Annotated in this window: 16 protein-coding genes; 3 read left to right on the top strand and 13 right to left on the bottom strand. The window is 37.8% G+C overall.

Features of this window, described 5'->3' with window-relative positions:
- Positions 1-7: 7 nt before the first annotated feature.
- The 8 genes from atpG to AC1DDK_RS14685 form a co-directional block, all read right to left on the bottom strand.
- On the bottom strand, positions 8-889 hold the full coding sequence (gene atpG / locus AC1DDK_RS14720; protein WP_477633971.1) for an ATP synthase F1 subunit gamma: 882 nt from the start codon (positions 887-889) through the stop codon (positions 8-10).
- A 26-nt stretch (positions 890-915) separates the two neighbouring features.
- Positions 916-2,490 carry a F0F1 ATP synthase subunit alpha gene (gene atpA / locus AC1DDK_RS14715; protein ID WP_172661666.1) on the bottom strand — a complete coding sequence of 525 codons (1,575 nt, stop codon included), beginning with the start codon at positions 2,488-2,490 and terminating at the stop codon, positions 916-918.
- Between the two features lie 62 nt (positions 2,491-2,552).
- Positions 2,553-3,101, bottom strand: a complete 549-nt coding sequence (gene atpH / locus AC1DDK_RS14710) for an ATP synthase F1 subunit delta (RefSeq protein WP_172661667.1) — start codon at positions 3,099-3,101, stop codon at positions 2,553-2,555.
- Positions 3,102-3,135: 34 nt separating this feature from the next.
- Complete coding sequence (locus tag AC1DDK_RS14705; protein ID WP_172661668.1) at positions 3,136-3,630, bottom strand: F0F1 ATP synthase subunit B; 495 nt, start codon at positions 3,628-3,630, stop codon at positions 3,136-3,138.
- Positions 3,631-3,722: 92 nt separating this feature from the next.
- Entirely contained in the window at positions 3,723-3,935 is a 213-nt protein-coding gene (gene atpE, locus AC1DDK_RS14700) for an ATP synthase F0 subunit C (RefSeq protein ID WP_048907663.1), read from the bottom strand.
- 41 nt (positions 3,936-3,976) lie between these two features.
- The gene (atpB, locus tag AC1DDK_RS14695; RefSeq protein ID WP_172661669.1) at positions 3,977-5,098 is read right to left on the bottom strand and encodes a F0F1 ATP synthase subunit A; all 1,122 of its coding nucleotides are present in this window, start codon (positions 5,096-5,098) and stop codon (positions 3,977-3,979) included.
- A 17-nt stretch (positions 5,099-5,115) separates the two neighbouring features.
- A complete protein-coding gene (locus tag AC1DDK_RS14690) occupies positions 5,116-5,502 on the bottom strand; it encodes a hypothetical protein (protein WP_172661670.1) in 387 nt (128 codons plus the stop codon).
- A gap of 53 nt (positions 5,503-5,555) precedes the next feature.
- Positions 5,556-5,774 carry an AtpZ/AtpI family protein gene (locus tag AC1DDK_RS14685; RefSeq protein ID WP_172661671.1) on the bottom strand — a complete coding sequence of 73 codons (219 nt, stop codon included), beginning with the start codon at positions 5,772-5,774 and terminating at the stop codon, positions 5,556-5,558.
- A 106-nt stretch (positions 5,775-5,880) separates the two neighbouring features.
- Between AC1DDK_RS14685 and porW the strand changes: the two genes are divergently transcribed.
- From porW to uvrC, 3 genes are read left to right on the top strand one after another with little or no spacing between them, the layout of a single operon-like run.
- Positions 5,881-8,658, top strand: coding sequence for a type IX secretion system periplasmic lipoprotein PorW/SprE (gene porW / locus AC1DDK_RS14680; protein WP_477612053.1), 2,778 nt, complete (start codon positions 5,881-5,883; stop codon positions 8,656-8,658).
- A gap of 2 nt (positions 8,659-8,660) precedes the next feature.
- On the top strand, positions 8,661-10,883 hold the full coding sequence (locus AC1DDK_RS14675; protein ID WP_477633965.1) for a penicillin-binding protein 1A: 2,223 nt from the start codon (positions 8,661-8,663) through the stop codon (positions 10,881-10,883).
- A 24-nt stretch (positions 10,884-10,907) separates the two neighbouring features.
- Positions 10,908-12,704, top strand: coding sequence for an excinuclease ABC subunit UvrC (uvrC, locus tag AC1DDK_RS14670; RefSeq protein WP_288883885.1), 1,797 nt, complete (start codon positions 10,908-10,910; stop codon positions 12,702-12,704).
- A gap of 125 nt (positions 12,705-12,829) precedes the next feature.
- On the opposite strand, the gene porN is transcribed toward uvrC, so the two are convergent.
- From porN to AC1DDK_RS14645, 5 genes are all read right to left on the bottom strand, one after another.
- The gene (gene porN, locus AC1DDK_RS14665; RefSeq protein ID WP_172661675.1) at positions 12,830-13,711 is read right to left on the bottom strand and encodes a type IX secretion system ring subunit PorN/GldN; all 882 of its coding nucleotides are present in this window, start codon (positions 13,709-13,711) and stop codon (positions 12,830-12,832) included.
- A 6-nt stretch (positions 13,712-13,717) separates the two neighbouring features.
- Positions 13,718-15,256 carry a type IX secretion system motor protein PorM/GldM gene (porM, locus tag AC1DDK_RS14660; RefSeq protein ID WP_172661676.1) on the bottom strand — a complete coding sequence of 513 codons (1,539 nt, stop codon included), beginning with the start codon at positions 15,254-15,256 and terminating at the stop codon, positions 13,718-13,720.
- A 46-nt stretch (positions 15,257-15,302) separates the two neighbouring features.
- Positions 15,303-16,115 carry a type IX secretion system motor protein PorL/GldL gene (porL, locus tag AC1DDK_RS14655; RefSeq protein ID WP_172661677.1) on the bottom strand — a complete coding sequence of 271 codons (813 nt, stop codon included), beginning with the start codon at positions 16,113-16,115 and terminating at the stop codon, positions 15,303-15,305.
- A 40-nt stretch (positions 16,116-16,155) separates the two neighbouring features.
- Positions 16,156-17,523, bottom strand: coding sequence for a T9SS ring complex lipoprotein PorK/GldK (gene porK, locus AC1DDK_RS14650; RefSeq protein ID WP_477633964.1), 1,368 nt, complete (start codon positions 17,521-17,523; stop codon positions 16,156-16,158).
- Between the two features lie 161 nt (positions 17,524-17,684).
- Positions 17,685-18,455 (bottom strand): uroporphyrinogen-III synthase, encoded by a 771-nt coding sequence (locus tag AC1DDK_RS14645; protein ID WP_048907674.1) that lies wholly within the window; start codon positions 18,453-18,455, stop codon positions 17,685-17,687.
- Positions 18,456-18,457 lie beyond the last annotated feature (2 nt).

The raw sequence follows: 18,457 nt of genomic DNA, 5'->3' as shown, positions 1-18,457 counted from the left end.
CTCAATTCTACCCATTCAAAGCAGCTGCACCACTTACAATTTCTGTAAGCTCTGTGGTAATTGCAGCCTGACGAGCCTGGTTGTACGAAAGCTTTAAAGCTTTCAACAAGTCGCCTGCATTTTCAGTTGCTTTATCCATTGATGTCATACKGGCACCATGTTCAGAAGCATGAGAATCCAATACAGCTTTGTATAATTGAATTTTAATTGACTTAGGAATTAACTGCTCAACTATTTCTTCCTGAGAAGGCTCTAAAATATAGTCTACGTTAGTAGATTTCTCTTCTGTAGCATCCTGGCCATTAGTTAATGGAATTAATTGTTCAGTAGTTAAAATTTGAACAGCAGCATTTTTAAATCTGTTGTATACCAGTTCAACTCTATCATACTCACCTTTGGCAAAGCCTACCATGATAGCATCAGTGATTTTGGTAACATTTTCGAAAGTAAGTTCAGAATACACCTCGTTATTGTTTCCAATTACGTTGTAGTTACGTTTCTCAAAGAAATCCTGAGATTTCTTACCTATAGCTACAATACTTACATTACCATTTTTCAACTGTTCGCTATACTTCTCGGCAATCAAATTATTAGTAGCTTTAATTACGTTCATATTAAACGCACCAGCTAAACCACGGTTAGAAGAAACCACAACGATCAAAACCTTGTTAGGTTCACGCTCTTGTATAAAAGGTGACGATGATCCCTCTAAACTAGCTGAAAGATTTCCTAAGATCTCTTTTAGCTTGGTAGCATAAGGACGTAACTGTATGATAGCATTAGTTGCACGCTTCAACTTAGCGGCCGAAACCATTTTCATGGCTTTGGTAATCTGCTGAGTAGATTGTACCGATGCTATTCGAATTCTTACTTCTTTTAAATTAGCMATTCTTCTTTATCTTCAGTTCAGCTTTATTAGTATTTACTTGAAAGCTCTTTAGCCACAGTTTCTAATACTCCAGTGATTGAATCATCAAACTTACCTGCTTTTAAAGCTTTTAACGTTTCTGGATGACGCAATTCTAATTGCTGTAAATATTCAGCTTCAAATTCTCTTACTTTATTTATAGGAACTGAACGCATTAAGTTTTTAGTACCGATATAAATGATAGCAACTTGTTTCTCAACAGTTACAGGAGAGAACTGACCTTGTTTCAAAATCTCAACGTTACGTGCACCTTTATCAAGAACTGATTTAGTAGCAGCATCTAGGTCTGAACCGAATTTAGAGAACGCCTCTAACTCACGGTACTGAGCCTGATCCAATTTTAATGTACCAGCAACTTTTTTCATTGACTTGATCTGAGCATTACCACCCACACGTGATACCGAGATACCTACGTTAATGGCCGGACGAATACCCGCATTGAACAAGTTACTTTCTAAGAAGATCTGACCATCAGTAATTGAAATTACGTTGGTAGGGATATATGCAGAAACGTCACCCGCTTGAGTTTCAATAATAGGCAATGCAGTTAATGAACCGCCACCTTTAACGATACCTTTTAACGATTCCGGTAAATCGTTCATCGCTTGTGCAATCTCATCATTCGAGTTGATCTTTGCAGCACGCTCTAACAAACGACTGTGAAGATAGAACACGTCACCTGGATAAGCCTCACGACCGGGTGGACGACGTAATAACAATGACACCTCACGGTATGCAACAGCTTGTTTAGATAAATCATCATAAACAATTAAAGCTGGTCTTCCAGTATCACGGAAAAACTCACCTATTGCTGCACCTGAGAAAGGAGCATAGAACTGCAATGGAGCAGGTTCAGCAGCAGAAGCAGCAACAACTACTGTATATGGCATTGCACCGTTCTCTTCAAGAGTACGAACAATGTTTGCTACAGTACTTGCTTTCTGACCGCAAGCTACATATATACAGAATACAGGATTACCTGCTTCATAAAATTCTTTTTGGTTGATAATGGTATCAATACATACGGCTGTTTTACCAATCTGACGATCACCAATAACAAGCTCACGCTGACCACGACCAATAGGAATCATCCCATCGATAGCTTTAATACCAGTTTGTAAAGGCTCAGTTACCGGCTGGCGATAAATTACACCTGGTGCTTTACGCTCAATCGGCATTTCGTAAGTTTCACCTAAAATAGGTCCTTTACCGTCGATTGGCTCACCAAGCGTATTAACAACACGTCCCAGCATACCTTCACCAACTTTAATAGAGGCAATTTTCTTAGTACGTTTAATAGTATCACCCTCTTTGATTTTGTCTGAAGGGCCCAATAGAACCACACCAACATTATCTTCTTCAAGGTTCAAAACAATACCTTGCAAGCCGGTTTCAAATTCAACTAATTCGCCCGATTGAACTTTAGTTAAACCATAAACACGGGCAATACCATCACCCACCTGCAATACGGTGCCAACTTCTTCAAGTTCTGCTTCTGATTTGAAGCCCGCCAATTGTTGCCTGATAATTGCCGATACTTCGTCTGGTCTTACCTCTACCATAATTTTATATTATTTCTTTTGTAAATTCAGTATTTATTATCTCTTATTATTTCATCTCAGGATTAAACAATTCCCTGAGCAAATTCCTTTTTAAGTTTATTTAAACCACTTGAAATACTTGCATCAAATTGTTTATCTCCAACTTTTAAAATAAAGCCGCCAATTAATTTGTCATTAACTTTTTCTTTAACAACAACTTCATTCGCACCTATTTCCTTTTTAACAATAGCTACAATTTCAGCTCTGCTTGCAGGTGTAAGTTCAACAGCTGACGTTACATCTGCAGTAACAATACCTTTAATAAAGTTGTATTGAGCAATAAAAGCTTTTGCTGTACCAAATAAAATAGCAGAACGACCTTTGCTTACAACCAATTTCATAAAGACTTTTGTAACCTGATGAACCTTAGAACCAAATATGTTTTCTAAAATCCCTGCTTTTTTATCTAAAGGAACTATAGGGTTTTTAAGGATAGCTTCTAATTCAGAATTATCATTAATTACTCGTTCTAAAAGAACCATATCATTTTTGATTTCTTCCAAAGCATTTTGCTCTGTAGAAAGATCTATTAATGATTTGGCGTATCTCGATGCTGCTTTATTTTCTGACATTTTCTTTGGTATATCTAGCTAAACAAACTATCAATTAGTTTAATTCAACATCTTTTAAAAGATTAGCAACTAAATCCTGCTGTTTTGCTTTATCTTCAAGCTGGCTACGTAATACACGCTCAGCAATCTCTAAAGATAAAGTTGAAACCTGACTCTTAAGTTCTGCTAAAGCAGCTTTCTTCTGATTTTCAATTTCAATTTTAGCTTTCTCGATTAGCTTAGTACCTTCATTATGAGCTTGTGTTTTAGCTTCATGAACAATACTATCTTTAAGGGCTTTAGCCTCTTTTAAGATATGGTCGCGCTCAGCACGGGCTTCTTTCATCAACTCCTCGTTCTGAGCAGTTAAACGAGCCATCTCATGTTTCGCAAGTTCAGCTTTATTTAAAGCCTCATCAATTGATTGCTCACGTTCATGAATAGCAGCAAGAATGGGTTTCCATGCAAATTTCTTAAGCAATATTAATAAGCAAACAAATGCGACTGCTGTCCAAAAAACTAATCCTATGGTAGGGGTTACTAATTCCATTTTATATAATACTTTTAAACTTATTCTACTTTATTAAGGCAGGTAAATAACCAATCGTTAAATACCTGCCTAAACTTTTTCAGTTTGAGTTATTAAACACCTAAGCCTAATAATGCAACTACCACACCGAATAAAGCAGCACCCTCAATAAGGGCAGCAGCGATAATCATTGCAGTCTGAATTTTTGATGCAGCTTCTGGCTGACGAGCAATACCTTCCATTGCTTTTCCACCTACCTGACCGATACCGATACCGGCACCAATTACTGCTAAACCGGCACCTATCGCCGCGATTGAACCTACCATAACTAATTTAATTTATATAATTTGTAAAAAATAGTTTCTAATTAATGATGCTCTTCTACTGCCATACCAATAAACAAAGCAGTAAGTAATGTAAATATAAAGGCTTGTAAAAATGCAACCAGTAATTCTAATACATCCATAAACAATACGAAAGCAACAGATACCGGCGCAATAGCCAATGTTTTAAAAATAAATATCAATGAGATCAAACTCAACACAATAATGTGGCCTGCAGTAATGTTAGCAAACAAACGAACCATTAATGCAAAGGGTTTAGAAATCACACCTACAACCTCAACTACAACCATAAGCGGCCATAACCAGAAAGGTACGTTAGGTAAAAAGATGTGCTTCCAGTAATATTTGTTACCATTGATATTCACAATGATCATGGTAAACAATGAAAGAACAAATGTTAACGAGATGTTACCAGTTACATTAGCGCCCCCTGGGAAAATAGGAATTAAACCTAAAACGTTATTAATCCAGATAAAGAAAAACACGGTTAACAGATAAGGCATAAACTTAGCGTGCTTATGTCCGATATTCGGCTTAGCTATATCATCTCTTACGAAAATAATGATTGGCTCAACAAACGACTGCAAACCTTTAGGTGCTTTACCAACACGTTTTTTATATGCACCGGCAACCGATATAAATATGATCAGAATAACTGCTATTGCAACAAACATTGCAGCAACATTCTTGGTGATAGAAAAATCAAGAATTTTAGATGAAGCTGCTTCATCCACCTGACCATCGGCTCCAACAATTTTAATCTTGTCTTCAACCAAACGATAAGTGTTTTTAGATCCGGTATAATCATGCTCACCATGATGAAAGTTACCAGAAGAGAAAAATTCTACACCAGCTGGAGTGTATAATATTACAGGAAGAGGAACTGAAAGGTGACCCCAAAGATGCCACATATGCGAATCCGCAATGTGTTCCATAATTACCTTGGTTGGTTCAAATTTCTTCTCACCATGTTCGGCACCATGAGCACCTTCAACATGAGCCGCAGTTACGGCAGTATCAGCAGAAACAACTGCAGTATCCCCTTGAGCAAAAACCCTAGACGAAACCGACAGAAACGCTAAAAAAAGCGTAAAAACAACAATTAACCTTTTCACTTTAAACTCAAAAACGTGGCTACAATCCATTTAGTCGCAGATTTTTACTATTTATTTTGGTGGCGCAAGTTACGTAACAAAGAGTATATTTCAAAGAAGCTGAACAATAAATATAAAGAAAAAAAATTCAGCACAAAAATCAGCCCCTTTTCCTTAGCATTTAGGCTGTAAATCAGCACAAAAGCCAAAGAAAAAAACATTTTCACGGCGATAGACCCCATAATGGCCATTATTCCAACTTCAGGATTACGTTTAAGGCCTAAATCAGCACAGAAATAAGCGATGTAGGTGATAATGGCAAAGAAGAAATATACCAGCCAAAATTTGCTGGTCAAAATCCGGGTATCAGGAAAAACAACTGGCAACAGATAGGCTATACCAGCCAAAACAATACAATAAAGTAAATAGGAAACGGTAAAACGTGCTAGGCTCAAAATCTATATTTTTTACAAAAGTAGGTATTTACCTCGGCTTAAAATAATCGACTTTAGTTTTTATTCAACTGTTTTACAACCTGATACATAGCTGCCCCAACCCCAATTAAACTAAATATAGCCGTAATAATACGCGTTTTACTCCCTCTGTATTCATCAATTTTATAGCCTATAAATGCAAAAACCCCTATTGTTGCAAGCATTTGAAAACTAATTGAAGAGTATTTAGCAAATGTCTTTAAGCCTTTTTTCTTTTCCTCAGGATCTACCATAAACTGATATATTTAAATAAAATGGGTTTTGTTAAGAAGTTATTGATGAATAAAATACTTTTGTATATATTTTGTTTTTATTAAGCATCAACTTAATCTATATTTTTTGAAAAATTACGCGATCTACAATTTAAAGATAATATTATTTAGCTTATGCCTCTGCATAATATATTCCTGCAGCTCTCAAAAAGATACCGCTTCGAGCAGAGGTATGCAGAACTTAACTGCTCGCTATAATTATATCTATAACGCTAAAGTTCTCTTAATAAATCACCAACAGGAAATTACCGAAACCTATGTTGATAATTACGACCAGATACTCCCGGTTTATTTAGGCCCGGAAACGGATAACAATGAGGTAAGCACCTCCCTGAACCTAAAACCAATGGATGATATTATTAAAAAAGCCCAAACCATCATCCTTGAAAAAAGCTACAGCAACTATATTGACGATGCTTATATATTGTTAGGGAAAGCCAACTTTTTTAATGGCAACTATTTTAACGCTACAGAATATTTTGATTATACCGCTAAAACTTACAAAGGCAATGTAAACAGCCAATTGGAAGCACTCAATTGGAAAGCGCGAAGCCTTATGCAGCTAAAAAGAATCAGTGAGGCCAATAAAGTATTAGACTCACTCGAATCTATCCTTCCGGATATTAAAAAGAAAAGCAACCTTGCCGAACCATTTGCTACACTTGCCCAAATGTGTATTTATCTGGACAACAATGCAGCCGCCATTTCCTATTTAAAAGATGCAATTAAAGCTGGTACTGGAACTGATAACAGAATACGTTGGACCTATATACTTGCTCAGCTTTATGAGCGACAAAAAAATTATCCTGATGCATTAATAAACTATAGAAAAGTAGTAAAAAGTAACGCTCCTTTCGAAATGTATTTCAACGCTAATCTTAATCAGATTAAGCTAAGAACACTTCAGGGAGGCCCACAAAAAGCAAATAAACAGGATCAATTGCTTAGGCTCTTAAAGGACGACAAAAACCTTGATTACAATGATCAGGTATATTTTCAAATCGCAGAAAGCCATGCTGCAGATGAAGAATACACTGAAGCATTAAAATACTATCAGTTATCTATTCAAAAAAGCACTACAAACCAATATCAAAAAGGTCTTAGCTATTTAAGAATCGCCGATTTAAACTTCAAAGTTTTTAAAGATTACCTTAAAGCCAAATCCTATTATGACAGCACGGTTAATACCCTTCCTAAAAATTACCCGGGATACGAGCTTATTCTTAAGAAAAACCAAAACCTGCAATACTTAACCAACAGGTATCAAATTATAAGCGTCGAAGATACCTTACAAAGCATTGCAAAATTGCCAGAGGCAGACAGGGCTGCAAAAATACAACAGCTTGCAACTCCCGTAGCCACAACTCAGCAGTCTGCAAACACCAATTCAGCTTCAACAGCAGGTTACCAACCAAACTATGGCCGTAACAACACTGCCCAGCTACAAAGCTCTTTTTATTTTAGCAATCCAGCTGCAGTAAGTATAGGATTTTCAGACTTTAAAAGAAAATGGGGAAATAGAAAGTTAGAGAACAACTGGCGTCAAAGCATTAGAACCTCGGCTCAGGAAACTTCACAGGAAATTGCGAATAACATTAATACCTCAACTGAGCCCGACGAAGCCGCTCCCGTTGTTAAAGACCCTCAAACCCTGATAAAACAATATACCGATGCGTTGCCTGTTACACCGGAACTTCTTGCAAAATCCAATCAAAAGATCATTGATGCTTACTACGAAATAGCAAGTTTCTACTTACAGGAATTGAATAGCCCTAAAGAAGCAGCAGAAGTTTATCAGTTATTATTGAGTAGATTCCCTGCCAACAATCATTTGGCAGCAACCTATTATAGCCTGTTTTTAATTAACAAGGGGGGTGATGAAGCAAAATCTGCAGATTTCAAGAGCAGAGTTTTAAAAGACTTTCCTTCGTCCATGTATGCGAAAATCATTATAGATCCTTCATTCTCATTAAAGCAATCAGAACTTGAAACAGCAACAAACAAACAATACAACGATCTATTTGAGCAGTACTTAAAGAAAGATTTCAATACCGTAATCAATCGTGTAAATGAAATCTCGAAAAATAACACCAGTAGTTTCCTTGCACCACAGTTTGCCTATTTAAAAGCAATTGCAATTGGGAGAACAAACAACGTAGATGCCCTGCTAACCGCTTTTAGTAGCATAACAGAGCAATTTCCAGACGACAAACTGATCACTCCTCTTGTTAAGGAAAATGCAGCTTATATCAATGATCATCTCTCAGATTTTCAAAAAAGGGATACTGCACTGATAGATTTTGATCCTAACGAACCGCCTTTTTTCGGCCCGGCCAAATCAATACCAACCGTTGCCAAAGCACCGGAACCAGTTGCTTCCCAAAAACCAGAACAAACGGCAAAAGTTCAGGAACCGGTTAAGGCTGCATCCCCTCTGCAAGCAGCTCCAGATGTGCCTAAAGCTACCGAAGTAAAGGTCGACGGCCCATTCAGCACAGCAACATCAACAGTTTACTATTATGTAATAGATGTATCCGATGCCTCATTAACACTAAGCTCGTCACGTTTTGGTATTGGTCAGTTTAACCGCGGAAACTATGCCGGAAGTGGTCTGAAACACCAATTAAAAGAATTTGACAATGATCAACTCATTTATGTGGGGAACTTTAGTAATTTTGACGAGGCAAAAACCTATGCATCCGGAATCACTCCACAGCTAAAACAAATCATGAAAGTTCCCGTTAATATCTACACAAGTTTCATCATCAGCAAAGAGAATTTCGAAAAACTTACCAGTAAAGCTTTGCTGGATAAGTACATAGAATTTTATAAAAACAACTATTAAAAATGAGGAAAGCACTTTCGCAGGAAGACATCAGAAAGTATAACTTTACATTATGGAAATTATTAATCGGGGGAATAATTCTCTTTTCCCTGTTTATCATTTGCATCGGATTTGGATTATTTGGAGAGCTCCCATCATTCAGAGATATTGAACACCCTAAAAGTAACCAGGCATCAGAAATTGTAACTGATGATGGAAGGGTTCTAGGCACCTATTTTGTACAAAACAGATCAAATGTTACCTATCCGGAAATCTCAGAAAACGTAATTAATGCGTTAATTGCAACCGAGGATATCCGATTCAGAGAACATTCAGGTATCGATTTCAAACGTACATTTACCATATTTTTTTATGCCCTAATCGGGAAAAAACAAGGGGGTAGTACAATTACCCAACAGCTTGCTTTAAACCTGTTTTCAGAAGAAGGAAGACAAAAAAACTTTGCCAAGCGTATTTTACAGAAATTTCAGGAATGGGTTATTGCCGTAAAACTAGAGCGCAACTATACCAAAGAAGAAATTATTGTGATGTATCTTAACACGGTAGAATTTGGCAACCAGGCATATGGTATCAAATCGGCCGCCAGGGTTTATTTCAACACAACGCCAGATAAATTAACTGTTTCACAGGCAGCAACCCTGGTTGGTATTCTTAAAGGAATCACCAGATACTCACCTACCCGAAACCCTGAACGGTCTTTAGCCAGAAGAAATACAATTATGGGGTTAATGCTAAAAGAAAACCTGCTTACCCAGCAACAATTTGATGCTGAGCAACAAAAACCACTAGGGTTACACTTTAGCGCAGCAACTGTTAACGACGGAATTGCACCATATTTTAGGGCTGTTTTAAAGAATGATATCAGGAGAATATTTGAAGAGCGTTCTATAACAAAACCAGATGGAACTCCATATGATCTTGACAGGGATGGGTTAAAGATAATCACAACCTTAAATTACGACATGCAGGTTGCAGCTGAAGATGCGCAAAAGGAATACATGAAAACCCTTCAGCAGTCGTTTATCAACAGCTGGAAAGGACGAAACCCATTCAAAGGAAAAGAAGCCCAGATAGAACAGGGTGTTAAAAGATCTGACAGATACAGAGCTTTACAGCTTGAAGGTAAATCGGAAGCAGAAATTAAAGAAGACTTTAATACTCCCACCCGTTTAACCATCTTTACCTGGAAAGGAAATATAGATACCTTAATGAAGCCTATTGATTCTGTAAAGTATTACAAAATGCTTTTAAGAAATGCAATGATGGCCATGGATCCGCAAACAGGATATGTTAAAGCCTGGGTTGGTGGTATCAAMTACGAACATTTCAAATATGATCAGGTTAAAATGGGTACAAGGCAGGTGGGCTCAACCGCTAAACCATTTACCTATGCCGTAGCAATTGAAAACGGGTATTCTCCATGCTTTTCTGTGCTTAACGAACCGGTTACAATAGAAGTTCCGGGAAGTCCACCATGGACCCCGCGTTCCGGAGGTACCGTTCCGGGCTACCTGACTTTGCAAAAAGGACTTGCACTTTCGCAAAACTATATTGCTGCTTACCTGATGAAACAAGTAGGCCCTACTGCCGTGGCTACACTGGCTAAAAAGATGGGTATTACATCAGAAGTACCGGCTTACCCGTCTATATCTCTTGGTTCATTCGATGCTTCTGTTTATGATATGGTTGGCGCTTACAGTGTTTTTGCTAATAAAGGTATTTGGACAAAACCAACCTATATTCTAAGAATAGAAGATAAAAACGGTGTGGTCTTGCACAGCGAAAAACCAATCCCTGTTCCGGCAATGAACGAAGAAGTGGCCTATGTGATGACCCGTATGCTTAGAGGTGTAGTTACCAACGGAACTGGTTGGAGGCTAGCTGGCAGGTTTGGCATTAAAACTCCAATTGGCGGTAAAACAGGAACAACACAAAACAATTCAGACGGATGGTTTATGGGAATCAGTCCGCAATTGGTTGCAGGTGTATGGACCGGGTGTGAAGACCGTGCATTTCACTTTACCAGTACTGCACAAGGTGATGGAGCTACAACGGCTCTGCCTATTTTTGCCGGCTTCATGAAACGTGTATATGCAAACCCTAAATTAAATATCTCTAAAGCAGATTTCGAACCTCCTAAAAGCGGTGTTTCCATCACTTTTGACTGTAACCAGTATCAGCAGCAGGAGCAAAAAACGGAGCTTGATGAGAAATTAGGTTTTTAACCAACTTAACCTACCTTAGTGTCAATGAGTGCTTTTGAATATAAAAAGGCTGTTAGTGATATTCCTCATAAACCCGGCGTATATCAGTTTTGGGATACCGAGGGCATTCTAATTTACATTGGTAAGGCAAAAGACCTAAGAAACAGGGTTGGCTCCTATTTCAATAAGGATAATCAGATGAATGGAAAAACAAGGGTACTTGTTTCCAAAATCAGAAAAATATCCTTTACCATTGTTGATACTGAAATTGATGCATGGCTGCTCGAAAACAGCCTCATAAAAAAGCACCAGCCAAGGTATAATATCATGCTTAAGGATGATAAAACATACCCATGGATCATCATCAAAAAGGAAGCCTTCCCGCGTGTATTCTGGACCAGAAAAATGGTTAAAGATGGGTCTACCTATTTTGGCCCTTATGCCTCTGTTGGCATGATGCATACCATACTTGACCTAATTAAAGAAACATACCCGCTTCGTACCTGCAATCTCCCGCTTACCGATAAAAACATTAACGAAGGCAAATTTAAAGTTTGCCTGGAGTATCAGATCGGTAATTGTAAAGGCCCTTGTCAGGCTTATCAAACGCATGACGATTACGACAACGGTATAGAGGAAATCAAGGATATCCTTAATGGAAAAATAGGAAATGTAATACGAGATGTAAAGCAGGTAATTAAAAACTCTGTTGAACAGCTAAACTTTGAATACGCCCATCAATACCAGCTAAAGCTGCAGGTGTTAGAAAAATACCAAAGTAAGTCTACCGTAGTAAACAGTGCAATTACCAATATAGATGTAGTAAGTATTGCTTCAGATGAGCGGTATGCTTTCGTAAATTACCTAAAGGTAATGAATGGCAGTATTATTCAGACTCAAACCATCGAAATCAAGAAACGATTAGATGAAACCGATGAGGAATTACTAACCATCGCCATCACGGAGTTCAGAACAAAATTCCACAGTACATCTAAAGAGATCATTGTTCCTTTTGACATTGTACTTCTCGATACCAATCTGAAGTTCACTGTACCCAAACTGGGTGAGAAAAAAAAACTACTCGAGCTCTCACAAAAGAATGTGCTGTTTTTCAAAAAAGAAAAGTTAAACCAGTACGAAAAGCTCAATCCTGATTTAAGAACTGATCGTATCCTTACGCAAATGCAAAAGGATCTAAGGCTTACTCAATTGCCAAAACATATAGAATGTTTTGATAACTCCAATTTTCAAGGTCAGTATCCGGTATCCGCAATTGTAGTTTTTAAGGATGCCAAGCCATCAAAAAAAGATTACAGACACTTTAATGTTAAAACCGTTGAAGGGCCCAATGATTTTGCCACAATGGAAGAAGCTGTTTACAGGCGATATAAGCGTATGCTGGAAGAAGAAGGAACATTGCCTCAACTTATCATCATTGATGGCGGTAAAGGCCAGCTATCATCAGCTTTAACGAGTTTAAAAAAGCTGGGTATAGACAAAAAGGTTACCGTAATTGGAATTGCCAAGCGTTTAGAGGAATTGTATTACCCGGGAGATTCTTATCCCCTATACCTGGATAAGAAATCTGAGACACTAAAAGTGATTCAACAACTACGAGATGAAGCGCACAGGTTCGGTATCACCTTTCATAGAAAAAAACGAGATCAGGGAACATTAAAAACAGAACTGGAACAAATAGATGGTATAGGCAAAACGACTGCCGATAAGCTGTTAAGGCATTTTAAGTCCGTAAAGAAAATAAAAGAGGCATCAGAAGCAGCCCTTGCAGAAGTGTTAAACAAAAAACAGGTACAGACTCTGCTCAATTATTTTAAACAATAGGATTATACAATATACAATAGGGTATAAAACACGTCATCTCGACTTTAGGAGAGATCTCTTGTTTGTATTGTTCAAGAGATCTCTCCTAAAGTCGAGATGACGAAAAGGTTAAAATAAAATCCGTTCTAATACTCCCAAAGACTCTGTTCAAAATCAGAGATCGATTTCTTTATCCGTTCAGACTCATAAAGCTTTCTAGGATCTTTAGGATCGGTAAGACCTAACATATCCGTAATATTTTTATTTCCCGGATTGGTTTCTTTAACAACATAACTCGAGAACAACCTTCTAACAAAAAAATCATCAAAAGTTAAAGTAGAAGCATCATTACCCGGGTTATTAAGGCGTTTTTTGCTTAACAGCTCACGTGCATCATCATAATAAACCCAAAATACCGGTTGCCAGTGTCCTTCAACCTCTTTCATTGGCGCAATACCAACTATTCTTGGTTCAAAAACAGAGCGCTTAGAATCTAGTATCCAATCTTCCTTTATTCTGTATTTTAAAAACTCATCCGATCTTAATCTTCTTAAAGAAGGTTCGGCAATTTTACCCGTTGCAGAATCAGCTACACCTTCACTTACCCCTCTTGCACTTTGCAAAGCCTCCTGAGCAGTCAAAGCAATGCGAAACGAATCATTATCGTCAAGAATCTTCCCTGCGGTAGTATCTTTATTAGAATATACTGTTAACTCCTCGTTGCCAATCGCTTCTAATAAAATATCAATTAGTTTAGCATCTTCAGCTTTAAGAACCGAGTTAATGGTGTCTCTTAAATCAATTTCACGCCAAATTCTTTTCGCATAATAAACATCCTCTTCCCTTACATCAGCATATGGAACCATCACATTACTATCGATGTCCTTTCTTACGGCAAAACCATCCTTTGGAGGTGTTTTAATCTTAGTTTTCTTAAGTGAATCCACCTTAGCCGGAGCTGTCGGGACCTGTGCAAATGCACCCATACTTAACAACAATAATGCAACAATACCTAAGACATTTTTCATAATATTCTATTTTGCTACAAATGTAATTCCGTCTAAAACTTTTTGTCTTCCATCTGGCCCTTCGCAAACAATATCCTTAAAGATAACAGTTGCATTTGGCTTAATAGAATTTAAAGCCCCTTTAATCTGTCCGTTAAAACCACCACCACTGCATTGAATGGTAACCGCATCAGCCTTCGGATTAATAAAGGTAGCAGAAAATCTGATCACCCTGAATTTAACATCGAAAACGAAATCTTCAAGCTGTGTCTCAATTCCACCGGCACCTTCCAGCCATTCCAAAGGAACATTACCTCCGGCTTTTCCTTTAACATATGCTCTCGGAGTAGGCAATCCTTTAACTCTGAATTGCTGAGAACCCAGATTTAATGTTTTACCGGCGTTAGTAGCAGAAACATTAATACTTAAAGTTTTGCCAACCTGTCCACCATCAACATTAACAGTGTACTTACCATTACCGCCAGAAATAGATCCTCCTGAAATAGAAGCACGAACGCTTTCTAAAGGAAAACCAGCCGCCGAAACTGAGAATGGATTAGGAATACCGGCATAAATAACATTCATTTTATCTGGTGATACCGTTGCCGAAGGCTTAGCTACCTGATAGCTTTGCTCAGCAGTTGGATATTCTTTAATCTGTCCGTCGGTTTGTCTAACCCGGATAATCCCTTTCCATCTAAAAACACCAACACTGCCGGTGCTACCAGAATAAGTTCCTTTACCCTCTTTAACAGATAAAGCATTTCCGCCAACCGAAATTTCAGGATTAGATCTAGAGTCGCTAGCCGTTAAAAAAACCTGAGCAGTATACGGCTGGCCTTGTACCACATATGAACTTGGTGCAACAGCAACCGCTTCAAACTGATCTAAATTTACAAGGGCCTTATCCATGTTACCGAATAATTTCTTTACAACTTCAGCTTCAGCATTTTTAACATCCGACTGTATCTTGGTCAAAATTGTATTTGCGGCAGTAAGCGGAGTGCCTTCGCTAAAGTTAATATCCTCCCACTTTTTATTGCCGTTAATATTTTTCTCAGCGTCTTTGGCCTCAAGCGTAAAGGTTACACCTGCACGATCTTTCTCATCCAGTAAGGCAATTAATTTCTCACGGGTTTCATTGATCTTAACTTTAAGCTTCTGACCTTCTTTCTGATTAATCATAATGCCCTGTGCAATATCAAGGTTTGCTCTTTCAACAAGATCACCTGTTTCCTCATCAATACCTTTTCCTGCGGCATTAAACTTATCTTTCAGCTTCTGCACATAATTATTCAACTCATCTGCATAGGCTTTGGCTTTGTTGGCCTTATCCCATATTGGTTGAGCCCTTGCCGGCTCATCTTTAAGTTTTGTATTTTGAAATGATGTAAATAATTGTTCAATGCTTGTATTTACGTTAGTTTTTGAACTAACTAAACTATCATTGATATTTTTAAAAGCATTTAATATAGTATCTGATACGTTTAGGGCGAGCATAGCTAACAATACCAAATACATGATATTGATCATCTTCTGTCTCGTTGTCTGTTTTCCTCCGGCCATTCTAAATAGGTCTGTTTGGTTAATTAATAAATAAAATAATTACTAATTATCCGCGTGGCTGGTTCATAGCAGATAACATATTGCCATAAATAGCATTTAACGATGACAGGTTTTTAGCTAATTTACCTACTTCATCTTTAAACTGTTTAGAATCTTCCATTGATTCATTAAAGTTGTTCATCGTAAGCGATAAGTTCTGGTAAAACTTATTCATAGATTTCAAATGAGCACTTGAATCCTGTAGTTCTAATTCATATACAGCATTTAAAGCTGATAAATTTTTAGCCAATGTATTTACCTGCTCATGGTAAGATTTAGAAGCAACATTGCTTTCACCCATTTCTACCAATTGAGAAGTAGCTCTTTCAAATGCACTGTTTAAGCTATCAAAGCTTGCCGAAGCACCTTTAATTTTACCTGTAAATTCAGCTGTTGCAGTTGAAACATCAGCTACATTAGATATAGCAGCAACTTTATCTCCAAAAGTACGTAAACCCGTACCCAGGCTTTCAATCAATTCAGGACCAATTTTAGCGTCTACAAGCATCTTATCTAAGGCCGCAGTTGAAGAAAAACTTGCAGCAGGTGCAGCAACCGGTCTGGCCGAAGCCTTAGGCAGTTCCCCATCAAAATCGTCTCTTAATTCAGGATATACCCTTTCCCATGCTGGTTCAGGGTCAGGTTGAATGAATCCGGTTAGCGCAAAAAGAATTGCTTCTACCCCTAGTCCGGCACCAATCATATAATTACCCCAAACACCACCAAGGTGAAGGATTTTGAAAAGTGCTCCAAGAATTACCACACTAGCACCAAGCGATATAGCTAGGTGCATCTTATCAAATTTTCTATTTGCTGCCATTTTATTAAAATAAGGATTATCGGTTTTGGGTTTTGTTCGTTTAGTTTTTATAAGAAATATCAGTTCCAGGATATGAAGAAATACATCTGAAACCAATATAAGATCTTGCTTCATCCTGATACTCATAAGTACCAACAGAGTTTTGCAGGAAGAAACCTATGTCTTTCCATGAGCCACCCCTTACAACCTTACGTTTTTTGTATTTGCTGTCCGAAGTTTTAGCTACATAAGTAAAATTAGGATTAAAATCGTGTAGCATTGGCGCTGCTGATGGGTTGTAAGCAGTTATAGTCCACTCGGCAACGTTACCAGCCATATTATATAATCCGTAATCATTCGGAAAATACGATTTTACGTTTACGGTATACAAACCACCATCATCTGAATAGTTTCCGCGTCCAACTTTAAAGTTTGCCTGCATACACCCTTTGGTGTTACGCACATATGGCCCTCCCCATGGATATTTGGTTTTCACGTTACCACCTCTGGCAGCATATTCGAACTGAGCATCACTTGGTAATTGATACTCGGGTCTTGAATTAAGCGGTTGTTTTCTTGCTACCGCTACTGATTCATAGAAGCGTGTACGCCATACACAAAATGCAGAAGCCTGCTCCCAGTTTACACCAACAACAGGATAATCATCGTAAGACGGATGGTTAAAGTAAGTTTTAACCATTGGGTCATTCTGCGAATAGGAATAATCTACTTTCCAAACCATCGTATCAGGGTAAACTGGAATAGATGGGTGATGATTGGGATTAGAAGGATCAGGCAAATCTGTATAAGTAACAATAAAATCCTGTCTCTTTTTAGAAGGATCATTTCTTCCTTCGGCAGCCAGATCAGTGCTTACATAGCTGTAAGCATATCTTAATTTTCTGATATCAATTTCGTTTCTTCCGGGAATCGCATCAGCTCCGCTATAATACATATCGGTTAACTTGCTGCCGTATCCGCCATTTTTATTACTCCACAGTTGTGATCCGTTACCAACTTTTCTCCAGTCGATATTTCTTGTTCCACCAAGAGGAGTTGAGCCTGCCGGTCCTTGTGGTTGTGCCTGAAAATAGTTCGGTGCACCAGAGGGGCCTAAACTGGTTACAGCAATTGAATCTCTAACCCAGTTTACAAATTGCCTGTATTCAGCATTTGTAATCTCGGTCTGATCCATAAAAAATGCACTAAAGGAGGTCATTTTACTAGGCGAGCTCTGAGAGTTATTGATGTCCTCATCAGATATACCTATAAGGGTTCTACCAGGAGGTATGTAAACCATACCMAAGGGAATCCTATTATTTCTGAATTTTTTATTGTATACACCAACCAGTTCGCCCTGGCCGCCCTTTCCACAACTGGAAAGAAATATTGCAACGATAAAAAAACCTAATAAGTATCTGTTTCTCATAATTAGCATCAAGCAATTTCCTAACAATTTTATCAATAATGATTGATATAAACAATTATTGGGGGTAAAAATATGCTTAAAGACTAAAATGAACAGAATTTAGTTCAAATGAACTTAATTATTAAACTTTAAAGAAATAATGCTTAACTGTATGTTAAGCATTATTTGTTAGACTTTTTAATATAATTTTCTATAGCCATAATCATAGAAGGAGCCTCTGGAGAAGGGGCTGCAATGTCTACAATAAGGCCCGCATCCTTAACAGCTTTGTGGGTATTTACTCCAAAAGCAGCTATACGGGTATTGTTCTGTTTAAATTCAGGGAAGTTAGTAAACAACGACTGAATACTTGATGGGCTAAAGAACCCGATCACATCATAAAAAACTTCTGCCAGATCCGAAAGATCTGAAACAACTGTTTTAAATAATACAGCCGGAGTAAAATCATAACCATTCTTCTGCAAGAAATTCATAGTATCCTCAGTAGCCACGTCAGAGCAAGGGTAAAGGAACTTTTCACCTGCGTGTTTTTTCAAAACCTCGGCTAAATCTGCTGCAGTTTGCTTTCCAAAAAAGATCTTGCGCTTTCTATACTGAATGTATTTCTGCAGATATAAAGCAGTAGATTCTGAAATACAAAAATATTTCAGATCGGCAGGAACTTCGTACCTCATTTCTTCACAAATTCTGAAAAAATGATCAACGGCGTTTCTGCTGGTAAATACCACGGAGGTGAAATCACTTAACGTAATTTTGTCCTTTCTAAAATCCCTGGCAGGTACTCCTTCAACATGAATAAATGACCTAAAATCAATTTTCAAGTTATACTTTTTTGCCAAATCAAAGTAAGGAGATTTCTCTGTTTCTGGTTTCGGTAATGTTATTAAGATACTCTTTACCTTACGCAACCTATCTTCTGTCTTTTCTTGCATTT

This window comes from Pedobacter sp. 05T44 (assembly GCF_056395985.1).
Note: the sequence above shows the minus strand (reverse complement) of the source record. Positions and strands in the feature narration are given on the sequence as shown.